16 protein-coding genes are annotated in these 17239 nt (G+C 63.8%); 5 read left to right on the forward strand and 11 right to left on the reverse strand.

Annotated elements, in window-relative coordinates; genetic code table 11:
* On the reverse strand, nt 1–1332 hold the full coding sequence (locus QQK95_RS26770; RefSeq protein ID WP_284277414.1) for a dihydroorotase: 1332 nt from the start codon (nt 1330–1332) through the stop codon (nt 1–3).
* A 75-nt stretch (nt 1333–1407) separates the two neighbouring features.
* On the opposite strand from QQK95_RS26770, the gene ygfZ reads away from it, so the two are divergent.
* The 3 genes from ygfZ (at nt 1408) to QQK95_RS26785 (ending at nt 5110) form a co-directional block, all read left to right on the forward strand.
* Nucleotides 1408–2268, forward strand: coding sequence for a CAF17-like 4Fe-4S cluster assembly/insertion protein YgfZ (gene ygfZ, locus QQK95_RS26775; protein ID WP_284277415.1), 861 nt, complete (start codon nt 1408–1410; stop codon nt 2266–2268).
* Complete coding sequence (locus tag QQK95_RS26780; protein WP_284277416.1) at nt 2268–2903, forward strand: HD family hydrolase; 636 nt, start codon at nt 2268–2270, stop codon at nt 2901–2903. Before ygfZ ends, QQK95_RS26780 begins: the two co-directional genes overlap by 1 nt.
* Nucleotides 2904–2968: 65 nt before the next feature.
* The gene (locus QQK95_RS26785; protein ID WP_284277417.1) at nt 2969–5110 is read left to right on the forward strand and encodes a putative bifunctional diguanylate cyclase/phosphodiesterase; all 2142 of its coding nucleotides are present in this window, start codon (nt 2969–2971) and stop codon (nt 5108–5110) included.
* A 40-nt stretch (nt 5111–5150) separates the two neighbouring features.
* Here QQK95_RS26785 and QQK95_RS26790 read toward each other — a convergent pair whose 3' ends face one another.
* Complete coding sequence (locus QQK95_RS26790; protein WP_284277418.1) at nt 5151–6071, reverse strand: LysR family transcriptional regulator; 921 nt, start codon at nt 6069–6071, stop codon at nt 5151–5153.
* A 93-nt stretch (nt 6072–6164) separates the two neighbouring features.
* Here QQK95_RS26790 and QQK95_RS26795 point away from each other — a divergent pair, with 93 nt between their 5' ends.
* The gene (locus tag QQK95_RS26795; protein ID WP_284277419.1) at nt 6165–6920 is read left to right on the forward strand and encodes an SDR family oxidoreductase; all 756 of its coding nucleotides are present in this window, start codon (nt 6165–6167) and stop codon (nt 6918–6920) included.
* Between the two features lie 59 nt (nt 6921–6979).
* Here the strand turns inward: QQK95_RS26795 and QQK95_RS26800 are convergent, their stop codons facing one another.
* Entirely contained in the window at nt 6980–7870 is an 891-nt protein-coding gene (locus QQK95_RS26800; RefSeq protein ID WP_284277420.1) for a fatty acid desaturase family protein, read from the reverse strand.
* A 113-nt stretch (nt 7871–7983) separates the two neighbouring features.
* Here QQK95_RS26800 and QQK95_RS26805 point away from each other — a divergent pair, with 113 nt between their 5' ends.
* A complete protein-coding gene (locus tag QQK95_RS26805; RefSeq protein ID WP_284277421.1) occupies nt 7984–8901 on the forward strand; it encodes a LysR substrate-binding domain-containing protein in 918 nt (305 codons plus the stop codon).
* 18 nt (nt 8902–8919) lie between these two features.
* On the opposite strand, the gene QQK95_RS26810 is transcribed toward QQK95_RS26805, so the two are convergent.
* The 8 genes from QQK95_RS26810 to recO all read right to left on the reverse strand — a co-directional run bounded on the left by QQK95_RS26810 (nt 8920) and on the right by recO (nt 17229).
* On the reverse strand, nt 8920–9192 hold the full coding sequence (locus QQK95_RS26810; RefSeq protein ID WP_095786489.1) for a DUF3303 domain-containing protein: 273 nt from the start codon (nt 9190–9192) through the stop codon (nt 8920–8922).
* A gap of 80 nt (nt 9193–9272) precedes the next feature.
* Nucleotides 9273–10736: a RimK family protein gene (locus QQK95_RS26815; protein WP_284277422.1), complete on the reverse strand. Its 1464-nt coding sequence runs from the start codon at nt 10734–10736 to the stop codon at nt 9273–9275.
* Nucleotides 10733–11839 carry a GNAT family N-acetyltransferase/peptidase C39 family protein gene (locus tag QQK95_RS26820; protein ID WP_284277423.1) on the reverse strand — a complete coding sequence of 369 codons (1107 nt, stop codon included), beginning with the start codon at nt 11837–11839 and terminating at the stop codon, nt 10733–10735. Before QQK95_RS26820 ends, QQK95_RS26815 begins: the two co-directional genes overlap by 4 nt.
* A gap of 208 nt (nt 11840–12047) precedes the next feature.
* Nucleotides 12048–12839, reverse strand: coding sequence for an anti-sigma factor family protein (locus QQK95_RS26825; RefSeq protein WP_284277424.1), 792 nt, complete (start codon nt 12837–12839; stop codon nt 12048–12050).
* Nucleotides 12836–13354, reverse strand: a complete 519-nt coding sequence (locus QQK95_RS26830) for an RNA polymerase sigma factor (RefSeq protein ID WP_284277425.1) — start codon at nt 13352–13354, stop codon at nt 12836–12838. Before QQK95_RS26830 ends, QQK95_RS26825 begins: the two co-directional genes overlap by 4 nt.
* A gap of 161 nt (nt 13355–13515) precedes the next feature.
* Nucleotides 13516–16269, reverse strand: a complete 2754-nt coding sequence (locus tag QQK95_RS26835; protein ID WP_284277426.1) for a DUF2339 domain-containing protein — start codon at nt 16267–16269, stop codon at nt 13516–13518.
* A gap of 43 nt (nt 16270–16312) precedes the next feature.
* A complete protein-coding gene (locus QQK95_RS26840) occupies nt 16313–16471 on the reverse strand; it encodes a hypothetical protein (protein WP_284277427.1) in 159 nt (52 codons plus the stop codon).
* A complete protein-coding gene (gene recO, locus QQK95_RS26845; protein ID WP_284277428.1) occupies nt 16468–17229 on the reverse strand; it encodes a DNA repair protein RecO in 762 nt (253 codons plus the stop codon). The genes QQK95_RS26840 and recO overlap by 4 nt, the downstream gene beginning before the upstream one ends.
* Nucleotides 17230–17239: the final 10 nt, after the last annotated feature.

Below are 17239 nucleotides of genomic sequence, written 5' to 3' on the forward strand. Positions count from 1 at the left end.
CTAAGCAGGCAACGCCTCGGAAAACTCTACCGCCTTGCCCTGCCCGGGCGTCACGATTTCGCCTTCCCACATGACTCGGCGACCGCGAATGATGGTGCCGACCGGCCAGCCGGTAACTTGCCTGCCATCATAAGGCGTCCAGCCTGCCTTCGAGCCGGCCTGCGCATTGGTGATGGTCTCGCGCCGTTTCATGTCGACGATGGTGAAGTCGGCGTCGTAGCCGGCGGCGATGCGGCCTTTTCTGGCCATGCCGAAGATGCGCTGCGGGCCGTGGCTGGAGAGATCGACGAAACGCTGCAGGGTCAGCCGGCCTGCGTTGACGTGGTCGAGCATGATCGGCACCAGCGTCTGCACACCGGTCATGCCCGAGGGCGAGGCTGGATAGGGTTTTGCCTTTTCGGCCAGCGTGTGCGGCGCGTGGTCGGAGCCGAGCACGTCGACGATGCCTTGCGCGATGCCGTGCCAGACGCCATCGCGGTGGCGGGAGGCGCGCACCGGCGGGTTCATCTGGATTAGCGTGCCGAGCCTGAGATAATCGTCGGCGCTCAGCGTCAGATGGTGCGGCGTCGCCTCGCAGGTCGCGACGTCCTTGTGCTGTTCGAGGAACAATATCTCCTCGGCGGTCGAAATGTGCAGGACATGGATGCAGGCGCGAACGTCGCGCGCAATGCGCACCAGCCGTTCGGTGCAACGCAAGGCGGCGATCTCGTCGCGCCAGATCGGATGCGATGACGGGTCGCCCTCGATGCGTTCGCCAAGGCGCTCACGCAGCCGGAATTCGTCCTCGGAATGAAAGGCCGCACGGCGGCGGGTGTTCCGCAGGATCGAGGCGACGCCTTCATCATCCTCGACCAGCAGGTCGCCGGTCGACGAACCCATGAAGACCTTTATGCCCGCGGCGCCCGGCAGCCGCTCGAGTTCGCCGACATCCCTGGCGTTGTCGCGGGTACCGCCGACCCAGAACGCGAAGTCGCAATGCATGCGCCCGCTGCCGCGCCGGACCTTGTCGGCGAGCGTAGCCTCGCTGGTGGTCAATGGGTTGGTGTTGGGCATCTCGAACACCGCGGTGACGCCGCCAAGCACCGCCGCCCGCGAGCCGGTTTCCAGATCTTCCTTGTGCTCCAGTCCCGGCTCGCGAAAATGTACCTGGCTGTCGATGACACCAGGCAGGATGTGCAGGCCGCGGCAGTCGATCGTCTCGCCGGCCGACGCTCGTGAAAGATCGCCGATGGCGGCGACACGCCCACCCTTGACACCTATGTCACGCTGGCCCTCACCATCATGGTTGACCACTGTGCCGCCTGTCAGGATGAGGTCGTAGGTCATGGCCATGCTCTCTTGCGGGGGGAGTGTCAGCGGCTTACGTAATGGCCAACCGTTTTGCAAGATCAGGCTTTTATCCTCCCCATGCCCTTTGCCCTGCTGAAAGACCGCGCGCTCATCTCCGTCTCCGGCCCGGATGCCGAGCACTTTTTGCAAAACATCCTGACCACTGATCTCGATACGCTCGGCGCTGGCGAAGCCAAGCCGGGCGCGCTGTTGACACCGCAAGGCAAGATCCTGTTCGACTTCCTGATCTCGCGTGCCGGCGAAAACGCCTTCCGGTTGGAATGCCGGGCCGACATTTCAGATGATTTCATTCGCCGGCTGATGCTCTACAAGCTTCGCGCCAAGGTCGAGATTGCCAAGTCGGAACAGTCGCTTGTCGCTGTTGCGTGGGGAAAAGAGTCAATCGGCTCAGAAAATGATTCAACCGCGTTTGCCGACAAGCGCTTTGCCAAGGAAAGTGTCACACGCACCTATGCCGGCCTTTCGGACGCCGGCGACATCGCAGCATGGCAAGCCTTCCGCATCGGCCAAGGCATCGCGGAGAGCGGTGCCGATTATGCGTTGGGCGACGCCTTCCCGCATGACGTGCTTCTCGACGAGACCGGCGGCGTCGGCTTCAGGAAAGGCTGCTATGTCGGCCAGGAAGTGGTCTCGCGCATGCAGCATCGCGGCACGGCAAGGCGGCGCGTGCTGATCGTGCAGGCTGGGCTTGCCCTGCCCGCCTCCGGCACCGAACTCACCGTCGAGGGCCGGCCGGTCGGCACGCTCGGCTCGAGCGCCGGCAACATCGGGCTTGCCATTGCCCGCATCGACAGGGTCAAGGCGGCGCTCGACGCCGGCCAGCCGATCCTGGCCGGCGACGTGCCGGTGACGATGGCCATTCCTGCCTGGGCCAAATTCAGTTTTCCGCAGGAAACCGTCAGCGCGGAGGAGGCCTGATGGCGGCGGACCGCGCCGGTGCGCCGCCGCGCGCCTGGCAGCGCATGCTGTCCGGCCGCCGGCTCGACCTGCTCGACCCCTCGCCGCTCGACATCGAGATTTCGGACATTGCCCATGGTCTCGCCCGCGTCGCCCGCTGGAACGGCCAGACCAGCGGCGAGCATGCATTCTCGGTTGCTCAGCATTCGCTGCTGGTCGAAGCCCTGTTCAGCGATCTGGTGCCGCAAGCTTCGGCCACCGATCGGCTCGCGGCGCTGCTGCACGATGCGCCCGAATATGTAATCGGCGACATGATCTCGCCGTTCAAGTCGGTGATGGGCGGCAGCTACAAGGACTGCGAATTGCGCTTGCAGCGCGCCATCCATCTGCGCTTTTCGCTGCCTCCCGAACCGGCCGCGGCGTTGCGCAGGGATATCAAGCGCGCCGACCAGATCGCCGCCTATTTCGAGGCAACGTTGCTTGCCGGCTTCTCGACCGCCGAGGCGACCGAATTCTTCGGCCGTCCGCGCGGTTTCTCCGCCGAGCGTTTCGATTTCACACCACGCTCGGTGACCTGGGCGCAGGATGCCTTCCTGAAGCGGTTTTCGGCACTTGAGAAGTCGCGGCATCCCGTTGCGACGTCGGCGGTAGGGTAGAGAACGCTAAATTAACCGGAAACGGCAACAGTGTGGTGTTCGATCACGCACCGCAGGCGCGCCTCATGCCCGTCGTGGATGTCAAGGATGGTTCGATCCTCCCGGAGCGGGTGGCCGAAGGCGTGGAGCGCTCTCGTCGCATGGAAGATGAGTTGCGCGAACAGAACGAACGCTTTTCAGCCGCTGTCGAGAACATGTCGCACGGGCTGTGCATGTTCGATGCCGATGAACGCATGATCATCTGCAACGGCAACTACATCAACATCTTCTGCCTCGACGCCAAGCTGGTACGACCGGGCATCCGCTTCATCGACATCCTGCGGCACAGCGTCGACATCGGCATCGCCTCGCAAAGCGCCGACGAGCTCTATGCCATCCGCAAACCCTATATCGACCAGGCGAAACCCTCGACCTACGAAGAGACGCTGTCGGATGGTCGCATCATCAACATCTCGCACCGCCCGCTGGCCCTGGGCGGCTGGGTCTCGATCTACGAGGACATCACCGAACAGCGGCGCGCCGAGCAGGACCTGAAGGAGCAGCATCGCCGTTTCGATGCCGCACTCGCCAACATGTCGCAAGGCCTGCTGATGTACGACGCCGATGGCAAGATGATCGTGCGCAACCGGCGTTTTCTGGAGCTCTACAACGTTGCCGCGGCGGACTTTCCGCTTGGAACGACGCATCGCGACGCGCTCGAAAAACTGCTGGAACTCGGCATCTATCAGAAGATCGACGTCGACAGCGAAGTCGCCAAGACCGAGGCCTGCCTGGCGGCGGCAAAAATGCACGAGGCCTACCGTTATCTAACCGACGGGAGGACGATTCTGGTCACGCGCCAGCCGATGAGCGGCGGTGGCTGGGTGGTGACTTTCGACGACGTCACCGAACGTCGACGCACCGAAGAGCGCATGATCCATCTTGCGCATCACGACACGCTGACCGGACTGCCCAACCGCTCGATGTTTCGCGAACGGCTCGACCTGGCGCTGGCGGATGCGGCGGCACCGCCATTGGCGATCTTCTCGCTCGATCTCGACCGCTTCAAGGCGGTCAACGACACCTGGGGACATCCCGCCGGCGACTGGCTGTTGAAATGTGTCGCCGAGAGGCTGCAGCGTTGCCTGCGCAATGAGACAGACGTCGTCGCCCGCTTCGGCGGCGACGAGTTCGTCGTCATGCAGTTCAATTCCAGGGGCATTGCCGATGCTGAAAAACTGGCGAAGCGCATCGTCGAGGCCATCGCAAAACCGTTTCGCGACAAGATCCGGGATATGCATATCGGCATCAGCCTGGGCATTGCTGTTTTCCCCGAAGATGGCAAGGACGCCGATACGCTGCTGAAAAACGCCGATACGGCGCTCTATCGGGCCAAGAGCGAAGGGAGAAACCTCCATCGCTTCTTCGAGCCCGCGATGGACGCCATCGTGCAGGCCCGGCGGGCGCTCGAAGTCGACCTCGAGACGGCGCTGCCGCGCCAGGAGTTCGATCTCGATTTCCAGCCCATCATGAACATCGCCTCCGGCGAGATCATCGGCGCGGAGGCCCTGATGCGCTGGCATTCCCCGGCGCGCGGCACTGTCGCGCCTGACGCGTTCATCCCCGTCGCCGAAGAGACCGGACTGATCGTACCGCTCGGCGAATGGGCGCTCAGGAAGGCCTGCGCGGCAGCGGCCAGCTGGCCTCACGGTATGCGCATCGCGGTCAATGTCTCGGCCGTGCAGCTCAAGAGCGGCGGGTTTGCCCGCAGTGTCATCTCGGCGTTGGCTTTTTCCGGCGTGCCGGCCAGACAACTGGAGCTGGAAATCACCGAAACAGTGCTGATGGACGAGAGCAAAACCGTGTTGAAGACGCTGCGGCAGTTGCGCGATCTTGGCATCCGCATCGCGCTGGACGATTTCGGCACCGGCTATTCCTCGCTCGGGTATCTCAGGCGTTTCCCGGTCGACAAGATCAAGATCGATCGCTCTTTCATCCGCGACATCGGCAATCGCGACACGGCGGCGATCGTCCGTACCATTATCGGGCTCGGCAACGAGCTTGGCATTGTCGTCACCGCCGAGGGCGTCGAGACCGAGGTGCAACTCGACTTGCTGCGCGACAATGGCTGTGAAGAGGCGCAAGGCTATCTGATCGGCGTGCCCTCGAAGGCAGCGGACATCCAGCGTCTGTTGAAGGCGCGTGCGCTACACAGCCAGACCGGCTGATCTATTCGGGGGCAGATCGTCGCGCTCCACGCCGTGCCCTCTATGGATTGATCGGTTGCCAGCTCGGTCTTGACAGGTGGGCAGCCATGAAACCCGCGACGGCTTCGACCTTCGCGGGGCGCGCGCGGGCCGACGGCGTTACGAAATACAGTGCGCCTTTCGGCAAAGTCCAGTCGGTCAGGATCGCTTGCAAACGCCCATCGGCAAGATACTCGCTGGCAATGAACTCCGGCAGCTCGGCGATCGCGATTCCGGCCAGCACGGTCGGAACAAGGGCGTCGGAATTGGTGACCCGCAATGGTCCTGACGGCGTGACAACCTCTTCGTCGCCGGCGGCATTGCTGAAATGCCAGACATCCTGTCGCGGCCGATAGGCATAGCCAAGACAATGATGTGCGTCGAGGTCGCGTGGCGTGCCCGGCCTGCCATGCCTGGCGAGATAGGACGGTGCCGCAACGATGAACGGCGCAATGTTGCACAAGCGCCGGGCAACCAGCGAGGAATCCGGCAATACGGCAATCCGCAGTGCTGCGTCGAACCCCTCGCCGATCAAGTCGACGACGTCGTCACTCAGATGCATATCGATCGACACGTCAGGATAGAGCCTGAAGAATTCAGGAAGCAACGGCGCCACCCACCGCAACCCGAAAGCCATCGGCACTGCCAGACGAACAACGCCGCGCGGACTGGCCGACAGTTCGCGGGCCGCATTCTCGGCGTCCTCCGCATCGCGGTAGAGACGGGACGCACGCTCGGCGAGCCGATGACCGAAATCGGTAAGTGCCAGGCGCCGCGACGTCCGGTTGAAAAGCCGCGCGCCAAGCCGCTCCTCCAGGCGGCTGACACCACGTGACACCGTCGCCACCGACAGGCCGAGCACGCGCGCGGCGGCAGCAAAGGAACGCTCCTCCGCGACCTTGGCGAACATGGCCAAACCTTCAAAATCCGGGGCTTTCGACATCACCAATCTTGCAACGATTGTTTGCAAGCATTGCTATTTCGAAATGATCAACCTGTCCATATGTCTCTGTCACCCACAACAGGAGTGACGAAAATGACAAATAAACTCGAAGGAAAGATCGCCGTGGTTACCGGCGGCAGCAGCGGTATCGGCCTTGGCATTGCCAAGCGCTTCGCCGCCGAAGGCGCGTATGTCTACATCACCGGGCGGCGACAGGGCGAGATCGACAAGGCTGTCGCGGCAATCGGCAAAAACGCCACCGGCATCCAGGCCGACTCGACCAGTTTCACTGATCTTGACCGTCTCTACGCCCAGGTGAAAGCGCATAGCGGCCGGATCGATGTGCTCTCGGTCAATGCCGGCGGCGGCTCCATGCTACCGCTCGGCCAGATAACCGAACAGCACTTTGACGAAACCTTCGACCGCAACGTCAAGGCCGTGCTGTTCACGGTGCAGAAGGCGCTCGCGCTGTTGGCCGACGGTGCCTCGGTGATCCTGACCGGTTCGACCGCCGGCTCAACCGGCGCCGCGGCGTTCAGCGTCTATGGCGCGTCGAAGGCGGCGCTGCGTAATTTTGCCCGCAGCTGGATAATCGACCTGAAGGAACGGCACATCCGCGTCAACATCCTCAGCCCCGGTCCGACCCGTACGACAGGCCTCGCCGAACTTGCCGGACCCGAAGCCGAACAGCAGAAGGGTTTGCTTGATTTCCTTGCCACCCAGGTGCCGATGGGTCGGCTCGGCGACCCTGACGAGATCGGCAAGGCGGCAGTGTTCCTGGCCTCGGAGGATTCCAGCTTTGTCACCGGAGCCGAGCTGTTCGTCGACGGCGGCACCGCACAGGTCTAGCCCGTCATGCCGGTCGCGTCCTCAAGCGGGCGCGACCGGTTGCCGACCGCGCATCATGATCAACGCAGCGTTTCCAGGTACTTCTCATGGAAGCTGACATAGCCGGGCTCGACCACCTTCAGATGCCGCTCGATCAGCGCGTGAAACTGCGGCAGTTGGTGAAACGGCACGCCGGGATAGGCATGATGCTCGGCATGGAACGGCATGTTCCACGCCAGCTTGCGCACCACCCAATTGGTCAGCGTGGTCCTGGTATTCTCCAGCATGTTGGCAACGAACGGACAGCGGCCATGCTCGGCGAGCAGATAGAGGCGCAGAAAGGGCTGACCAAGCAGCGCGGGAATGATCCAGACATAGAAAAGCACGGTGAGCCGGAAAAAGACGGCGAGCAGAATGACGGCCGCATAGAAGGCAATCATGGCGCGCGCCTCGGCCCGCACCTTGGGTCGGCCTTTCGGCGGCACATAGCTCTCCTCGCTGCCGCCAACCGCATTGGCGTAGAGCGTCTTGAGATGGCCCCACCACAGCGGGATGCCGGAAACATGCACGAGGTACTGCCGCAGCGTTTCCGGCTTGGGAAACGCCAGCTCCGGATCGTTTTCGGGGTCCTGGGTGAAGCGGTGATGAGCGAAATGGAAATAGCGGAACCAGTCGGCCGGCAGCCCGAGCGCCAGGCTGCATACCCGCGCCACGGCATCGTTCAGCCACTGCGTGTCGAAGGCCGTGCGATGAACCGTCTCATGCAGCAGCGTGAACAGGAAGACGATCAGGATGCCTTGCGGCAGCATCAGCAACGGCCAAAATGGTACCTTCGCGGCGATCAGCGATCCATTGATCACAATCGCCCCCCAATGGGCGCCGAGCTGAACGAGACCCGCGACGTCGGACTTGGCGGTCAGCCGACTGCGCTCTTCCGGAGTTAGTGACGCGATGACGTCGCGATGGTCCATCGGTTTCGATCCAGGCTGGCGATTTGACGAGCCCCACTCTAGTCGGTGAAAAAGCTTTCCAAAAACGACGATTCCTGCGATTTGGATAAGCTTGTCTTATCTATATGGCGATCATGGTCACATCTCCATCGCTCAAAGGACTTCAGGCTTTCGAGGCTGCGGCGCGCACAGGCAGCTTTGCCGCGGCGGCGGAAGAGCTTTCGGTCTCGGCCGCCGCCGTCAGCCAGCTCATCCGCACCGTCGAGGAACAGATGGGCCGCAAGCTGTTTCATCGGGTCAACCGCAGAGTTGTCCTCACCGAGGCCGGCGTGGAAATGCTGCCGCGGCTGACCATGGCCTTCCAGGAAATCGGCAGTGTCTCGCGCGAACTGGGCGGTGATGCCTTCCGCCCGCGCCTGGTGGTGTCGGTGCCGCCATCCATGGCCATGGGTTGGCTTTCGCAGCGTCTCGCCGGCTTCGTTGCCAGTCATGGCGCGGCCGATATATCGCTGCGCGGCGATGACGACCCGGTGCCGTTCGACCGTGAGCTGATCGACATCAGGCTCTCCTACGGTCCGCATTATCGCGAGCACCCGACCGAGGACATTATCCGGGACGCCGTCTATCCCGTCTGCGCGCCAAGGCTTGCCGGCGCGACCAAGGCGGATGGCGGTCCGCTGCCTGGGCTGCCGCTGATCCAAACCGACTGGGGACCGACCGGCGCCTCGTTTCCGTCCTGGCGCAACTGGTTCGAGGCGGAAGGTGTCCAGCCCGGCCGGGCGGCGCAGCGGGGCCTGTCGGCCAACTCGTCGCGCGCCGCCCTCGACCTTGCCATTTCGGGGCTCGGCGTGGCGCTGGCGCAAGGGATCTATTGTGCCGAAGCGGTGGAGGACGGCAGGCTGGTCCGGCCTGCCGCCGGCGCGATCGCGCTGCGCCAGCCCTATTGCCTGACCACTCCGGAGCGCAGTGCCAGGCGCGATGTGGTGGCGGCGTTCCGCGCTTGGCTGATCGAGGAATGCCGTCGCGCGGTGGGCTCGCCGGCGCTGCGTTGAGCCGTCAAGCTCCCGTGGTCAGAGGTGCCCGCTCAGGGCTGCCACCATGTCCTTGTTCGTCGCCACCGGAACGATCTCGAATTCGACCAGATCAGCCCATTCGATCACCCAGCGCTGCAGCAGCGTGACGTCGTCCGTCTCCACCAGCAGGAAGCAGCGGCTCATATCCGCGGCGATCCAGCTGTGGTGAACGACAAGCTCCTCCGGCTTCAGGCGGCCCCGATCGCGGAAGCGGCGGTATATATCCTTGCGGTCGCAGCCGGTGAAATCCTCGATCACGATGAACTGCATATCTTCCCCCAGTGCAATTCCAGGAAAAGTGTGAAGCGGTTTTCCGCCCGGAATTGCTTCAAAACAAAGAGACGGAACTGTTATCGCCCCGGCCGGTCGAGCCGCTCCAGGAACCACTGTGTCAGCCGCACCCAGACCTCGTCCTTCTCGCCGGAATCTTCCCAGCCATGGTCGAGATTGGGGTTGTCGTTGACCTCGATGACAAAGACGCCGTCCTTGGTCTCCTTGAGGTCGACGCCGTAGAGGCCGTCGCCGATGCAGCGCGCCGCCTTGACCGCGGTCTCGACGACATGCGGCGGCGTTTCCTTCAGCGTGAAGGTCTTGATGCCGCCCTGGTCGGGCTTGCCATTGGCCTTGTGGTTGACAATCTGCCAGTGCTTCTTGGCCATCAGGTAGTGCACGGCAAACAACGGCTGGCCGCCGAGCACGCCGACGCGCCAGTCATATTCGGTCGGAATGAATTTCTGCGCGATGAGGAGGTCGGAATCCTCCAGCCACTCGGTCGCAAGCCGTGTCAGCTCCTCGAGATTCTCGCATTTCTTGACACCGCGCGAGAAGGACGAATCCGGGATCTTCAGCACCAGCGGGAAGCCCAGCGTCTGTGCGGCCAGTTCGAAGTCCGAGGTGCCGGCGATCATCACGGTCGGCGGTACCGGCACCTTGTTGTAGGCCATCAGCTCGTTGAGATAGACCTTGTTGGTGCAACGGATCATCGACAGCGGATCGTCGATGACGGGCATGCCTTCCTGCTGGGCGCGGCGGGCGAAACGATAGGTGTGGTTGGAGATCGAGGTGGTCTCGCGGATGAACAGCGCATCGTAGTTCGCGAGCTTGGCGAGATCCTTCCTGGTGATCGGCTCGATTTCGACCCCCATCTTTTCGGCGATCTTGGCCCAGTAGCGCAGCGAGGAGATTTCCGACGGCGGCAATTCCTCATGCGGATCGACCAGCGTGGCGAAGGTGTAGCGCGCCGGCGTGCGCCCCTTGGTGTCGCGCCATTCGCGGTTGGTATAGGTCTCCAGGCACTGGATGAAGCTCTTTTCCTCGTCCTCGGTCATGCGCGCCAGCGGATGGAAGCCGATCTTGCGGATCGAAGCCCATTCGGCGGTGTCCTTGATATGGACCTCGAGCGCCGGCGCCCGGAACCAGTCGAACAACAGCTTGGCGAAGCGGTCCCAGACCTTGGAGGGGCCGATGCCGAAGAAAATGCACACCTTGGCCGGAAAGGCGCCGCCGAGGTCCTTGCGGCATTTGTTGAGCGCCAGTTCCAGTTCCGGCAGCGCATGCTCGTAGAGTTTGCGTTCGGACAGGTCGATCATCGTCTCGACGGTCGGGATGACCTTGTGGCCGCGCGAGCTCGCCAGCAGCGAGGCATAGTAGCCGCGGCTCTGGTAGCCGTAATTGTTCGACAGGTTGATGACCTTCGGCCGCTGGCCGCGGAACAGCGACGGATGCGCGAGATAGTCGCGATTGGTGATGATCTTGTGCGGTGTCGCCACCTGGTCGAGATCGCTCTGCCTGCCGGTAAGGATGACCCAGGTCATTGTGTGTCGCGCTTCCCCAGAGTGATGGCGGCACGCAGTCCGTCGCGGCCGAACTGCGCCATGTTCATGAAGATGCCGTAGGGCACGGGAATGTTGGCGGCATCAAGGATGGTTTCCTGCCTTTCGTCCTCGACCCAAGGGTCGTGGATCAGAATATGATCGCCGTCATCGCCGATGGCCAGCACCCAATGCGGCACCTTCTTGCCGAACATCAGGAAACCGCTGATCAGCACCAGCACCAGTTTGCCTGCGGCGATCGCAGTTCTGATGTCGTCGATGGTGAACGGGCGATAATTCACCGGGATGCCGTATTGTTCCGCGCGGCGGCGAAAGTCGACCTGGGCCAGTTCCATCACCCGGCGCTTGTCCTCGCTGCGCACCGACTGCAGGAACAGCGCGCCATAGAAGGAAACGAAGATCTCCGCCGCGAGGCCGCTTTCATATCCCGAGACAGCCAGGCCGAATGGTTCGCAGCCGCCCGGCCCCGACATCATGAAGACGGTCGTCGCCTCGCGCCAGAGGCGGATTTCCATCACCGGATCGGGCACGAAGTTCCGGTCGAAATTGGCCATGGCCATCATCAGGCAGCATGGGCCGCAGGTGAACTCGCAGGTCTGCTGGTAGAACGGCACCCTGGTGGCGACCGGAAGGTCGCCGCGCAGGGTTTTCTCATAACGAAGCGCGGTCGCGCCGTCCTCGTAATAGCCAGGCTCGCGGCCAATCTTGCGGTAGCCGGCCTGCTCATAGATGCGGATGGCGCGGCCGTTGTCCTCGCGCACTTCGAGACGCAGCATCATGCGGTCGTGCTCGAAGGCTGCCTCCTCCGCCGCAGTCAAAAGCTGGCGCCCGATGCCGAGCGCGCCGAAAAATGGGCCGACGGCTATGGAATAGAGCCGCGCCACACCACTGCCCTTGCGAAACAGCACGATCGCGTAGCCGGCCACGCGGCCGTCGAGTTCGGCGACCAGCGTCTCGGCGGTCTCGCGCTCGATGAACAGACGAAAGGAGCGACGGGAAATGCGATCGCTCGAAAAAACGGCTTTCTCGATGGCGGCGAGATCATCGACGTCAGACGCGCGGGCCCTACGGATCTCGGCAGGCATGCGACTTGAGAAAACCTCGATTGCGTTGCGGAAACGGCCCCGGTCAAAAGCGTCGCAAACACCAGCCGAAGCGCCGGTATTCATCAAGCGCTATCGCTCCTTGATTAGGGCCGAATTGTGACAGTTTCCGCGCCGGCAAGGAAGCTCGCGGGCTTTGAACAGGATCGCTGTTTGATAGGCCACCGGCTGCGAAACAATTGCGGCCAACTCAGCTTGCGAGACCTGCCAGAAGCTGGCCATAGGCATTCTTGGCCACAACCGCCAATTGCTCGCGCGGCAACGAGCCGACGACGGCACAGCCATAGCCCTTGTCCAGCCAGTAGACGGCCTGAGGGCCGTCCTGCGCCGAAGCATAGGTACCCTTGGCATTCTCCACCGATTCCGCGGTGACGAAGAGGGATATGCGCTCGCCCTTGTCGTCCTCGTAGAGCAGCATCGCGGCCTTGCTGTCGCCGGCCGGCAGCAAGCGGCCGCCAACCAGTTGGAAGCCGTTCGCGGTCAGGTCCGGCGCCACCAGCTTCAGCCCGACCCGGTTGGACAGCCAGGTCTGCAAATGGTCCTTGTCGCTGGCCGGCACTTCCACCGCATGCCGCTTCTCGGCGGCGTATATGACATGGGCGGCAATCGCCTGTTCGGCGAGCCGGTCTTCCGCCGGATCCTCCTGTGCGATGCCGTCAATGCCGGCAAAATAACCGCCAAATCCACCCGTGGCCAAAAGCACCGCCGCGGCAGCGGCAAGCCACCAGCGCGAGCGCGGCACCGCAGCCTTAACCGGCGCTTCGCCGAGCACTACCTTGCGCAAGCGCGCGGGAACAGGTTCATCCAGCACGCCGGCAAAGGCCGAGCGCAACGCCTCCCGGTCGGCTGTGAAGCGGGCGCTCCTGGCCTTCATCTCGGGATTGGCATCGAGCCAGGCATCATAGGCGGCGCGCTCGTCGGGCGGCAGTTCGCCGTCGAGCGCCATATGGATGTCACGTTCTGAAAAATCGCGGCGGATCATTTCTCGACGATCCTTATCGCGCGGCGGCGCGCCGTGTCATCCAGCAAGCCGCGCAGTTCCTCACGCCCGCGCGCGATGCGCGACATCAGCGTGCCGGCGGGCACGCCCAGCATGTTGGCGGCCTCGGCATAGGAAAAGCCTTCGATGGCGACCATCACAAGGGCCGCACGGCGATCGGGGCTGATTGCCTGCAGCGCGTCGATGATCTCACGCGAGGCGATGCCGTCCAACTGCTCTGCCGGCTGGGCAACCGCCTCGCCTGCTTCCAGGGGGAGCATCGCCGCTTCGCCGCGACGATTCACCTTGCGCATCTGGTCGATGAACAAATGATGCATGATCGTAAACAGCCACCTCCTGGGGCTTTCTCCCGTCTGCCAGTTGTCGAGCCGCATGAGTGCGCGCTCGAGGCAGTCCTGGACAAGGTCGTCGGCAGAATCCCGGTCGCGCAAGAGCGAGCGTGCGTAGCGGCGCAGGCGCGGTATCTCGCCAAGGATTGCTGCCTTCTTTTCGTCCATGACCGCTGGTTCTGAAATCGCCCTTGTTGATCCCGATTCAACGCGCCTTCCGGGCGCGACGCAAGCGGCCAGCGCGAAGCGGTCCACCGCCCCGGTCACCCAAGCAATGAGATAACGCTGGCGGGTGCCGGTTTATTCCCGGCTTGATTGAATTCCTGCCGTCATTGTTCGACGACCGGTATCTTCTCCCTCGCGGCCCTGGTCAAAAGTCGCTGGTAGAATAGGCCAATACCGATGAGCACGGCGCCCAGGCCGATGAAGGACAGTGCTCGCAGCACGCCCTCCAGTTCCGACATGTCGAAGAGGAAGACCTTCACCACGGCGATTGCGATCAACGCCGCCGAGGCAATGCGCAGCACCTGCGACTTCAGCCAGACGCCAGCGGTGAGCAATGCCACGCCGATCACCAGCCAGAGCGCCGAATAGGTGTAGGTCTCCAACTGGCCAAGCCCACTCCACAGGCCGATGAACTCACCCTTGAACAGCCGCCTGACTGACAGGGTGGCATAGGCCAGGGCAAGCACGGCCGCCACCACCGCCAACATCTGCGCATACCATTTCGGACGCTTGCCCCTGACATAGAGCGCCAGTCCGCCGGCGGCGACGGCTGGCAGGAGATAGGCGAGGAACAGCAGGTTGAAGATCGGAATCCGGCCAGTCGATTCGTCCGTAAACAGCGGATTGAGCACCACGAAATGCCGGACGGCGATGAGGGCGACCGAAACCACGCCGGCGGCCATCGAACCATAGCGCAGCACCGAGCTTGGCGAGCGCATGTCGATGGCGACCAGGATGGCGCCGGCGCCGATGGCGATCAGCGTGTAGATCGCCTGTTCGGCGAGCGTCATCGCGCCCGTGTCGATGACGCCACCATGCATGGCGTGGCGCACCAGCATGGCAACGGCAAGCAGCGCAAACAGCGCCGCCGCCGCTTCCATGGCGAGGCGCGGCCGGCCATTGGTGGTGCGGGCGAGCTGCCAGGCGGCGAAGCCGAAGGCGAGCGCCGGGACGCCATAGCCCGGCAGCAGCCAGTTGAACACCGGTGTCGTCGACAGGAACTCGGCGCCGACGATGGTCGGATCGAAGGCGACGCGGCCAAGCACGGCGATCACAGCGCCAACCGAAATCCAGCCGAGCACCGGGTAGGAGCGCCAACGCGTGGCCAGCGCGGGCACAATGGCCGCGGCACCAAGCAGAATGGTGGTCCAGCCGGAGTTGAAAGCCATGTGCAGCATCAAGAGGCCGGCGAGCGCCGCACCGACCAGGGCAAAAGACACTGCCACCCCGCCCTTGAGCGAAGGCTCTTCGGCGCGCGCTATCCACTCGCTGCCGGCAGCGAAAACCACGACCAGCAGCGCAGCGACGGCAGCGTAGACAAAGTCGCGGTCGAGATTGCCGAAGGTGAACCAGAGCGCCAGCAGGATGACCAGCGGCACGACGACACCCCATGCCGCCCATGAGGCGGACCGAAGCGAGGAAGATGCCGCGAATTTGCGGGCGGCCCACAGGCCCGCGCCGATGAAGACCAGGCCGAGCGCGATACCGATGCGCGAGGTCAAGGCATTGGACGTGGCCACCGGCAAACCATCGACGCCGAGAGCCCCGGCCGAAAAGTCGGATGCGATCGAGGTTGGCGGGATGATGCCGAGATAGATCATGACCGTCGCCAGTCCGGCGGCATAAAGCAGTGGCAGCGCCTGCGGGCGATAAAGCGCGACGGCCACCATCGCCGCGAGGATCGCGGCGCCTGGCAAGGCGTAGCCGGCCGCGGCGAAGGCCGGGTCGACCGACAGGCCCAGCGCCGAGAAGGCAACGAACAGGCCAGGCACGATGGACGGCCAGTCGAAAGCCCTGGCCGCGATGGATTCATGACGGCGACCGAGCCAGACAAAAGCCAGCACGGCCAGGGTGACGGCGTCGATGAACAGGATGGCTGAGAGGTTCGCGCCCGGCGCATCGGTCATGTAAAGGATGTTCCAGATGCCGGTGCCGAAAAAGGCCGCCGCCATCAGCGCTTTCCAGTCGCGCATGCGGGCGATGACGCCGGTGGCGGCGAGCACGATGGCGAGGTAGCCGAACAACGCCCAGGGATTGGGAGCCTGCGAGGCGATCAACACCGGCGTCACCATGGCGCCGACGAGGCCGATGCCGGCCAGCGCCAGGCCATGAACCAGGGCCGCCGCAATCGTCGCCACGCCGATGGCCCCAAGCAGCGTGAAGGCAAGCGCCGGGCCGATGAAGCCGTAAATGCCATGGGCGGCATAGACCGTGCCGAACAGGATGAAGGCGCCTGCCGCCGTCACGATCGCCGGAATATAGGCGCCGGCAACGCCTTGCACCGGCACTTTGAAGCCGGTGCGGCGAATGAACTCGCCGCCGGCGACCAGCACCAGCCCGAGCACCGCCGCCATGGTGAGCCGGACGCCGGGACCGAAGATGCCGGCCTCGATGGTGTAGCGGATCAGGAACAGGCCACCCAGCGCCAGCGCGATGCCGCCGACCCAGACCGCCCAGCGCGTGCCGAGCGCCGTCTCTATATCCGGCTTGCCGGGAGCCTTTGGGGGCGCAACCGGCTCGACAGGTTCTGCTGCCTTCGGAGCCTCGCCCGCGGACCAGGGGCCGGGCACGGCCTCGGCGGCCGGAGCTTCCGTTTCTGTAGCCGGCGCCTGTGCGACCGGTTCGCTCACCGCCGGCGAGGCGATATCGGCCGCTGCCGCGGGCATCGGCACCGCGTCAACCTTGCCATCGGCCGCCATCTGTTCTGCAGGCTTGGCCACCGCCGGCACGGCACCTGACAGGACGAGACTGCGCAGCGCGCCAAGCTCGCGCTCGACAAGGCCGATGCGGCTCTGCTGACGCGAAATGATGACGAACAAGGCGATGATGGCGACAAGGCCGATCAGGCTTTCAAACATGGCGGTTCCCCCAAACCAGGCCAGTTTTCACTGACGTTTCATCTCACTGACATTCAAATGCGGCGGCCAAACGGCTGGAAAACTCAATGTGCCGCCAGATCGGCGGCTGGAAATATCGAACATGTCGGTGCTGAAAGCCAGCAGCTTGCCTCCAAGGCGGAGCGGCGAGACCAACCCAGCCTGCATAGACGACTTCGCTCATGCGGCATTGTCTCCGGCGATGGCCTTGCGCGTCGCATGATGCTTTCGCAAAGCGGCGAGAAAGCCGGCGCGGGCGTCGGGTTGTTCGATACCGCGCGGCTCATAGACATGCCGGGTAAAGAAGAAGCCGGTGAGCCGGAAGGCATCCTCGATCGCAGCCGGATCGCCGCGCAGGCCGGAGCCGCGCTGCAAAAAGGCCGGTAGCGCCAGCATCTTGTCGCGCCATGGCAAGCCTGCTTCGCGCGACACCGCGCGGCCCGACTTCGGCGAGACATAGGCCAGATCCTGCCTTGAGCCGGTGGCGGCGCATTGGCTGAGATCGAGGCCGAAGCCGAGTTCATCGAGGATCAGAAGCTCGAAGCGCGCCACCAGTTCGCCGGCAGCATCGGCGTCGCCGAGATGGACGATCATCACGGCGAGCGCTTCGTAAAGGCCGCCATGGGCGTCACGCTCGGGCAACAGGCGCAAATGCGCGGCCATGGTCTGCAGGCCGTAGACGGCGACGGCGCTGTCCATCAGCCTGGCGGCATTCATTTCGATCGCCTCGGCCTGGAATGTGCCGAGATGCTCGTCAAGGCGCGCCCGCCACAAGAGATCGACGCGATTGCCGGGCTGGAGAACGGGTTGCTGCTTGCGCGAACGGCCGCCGCGCACGAGACCGAGATGGCGGCCATGCGCACGGGTCATCACCTCGAGGATGGCGCTGGTTTCGCCATGCTTGCGGGTGCCGAGAATGATTCCCTCGTCGCGCCATTCCATGCTCTCAGCT

It is taken from the genome of Mesorhizobium huakuii (assembly GCF_030160235.1).
Classification (GTDB): Bacteria; Pseudomonadota; Alphaproteobacteria; order Rhizobiales; family Rhizobiaceae; genus Mesorhizobium; species Mesorhizobium huakuii.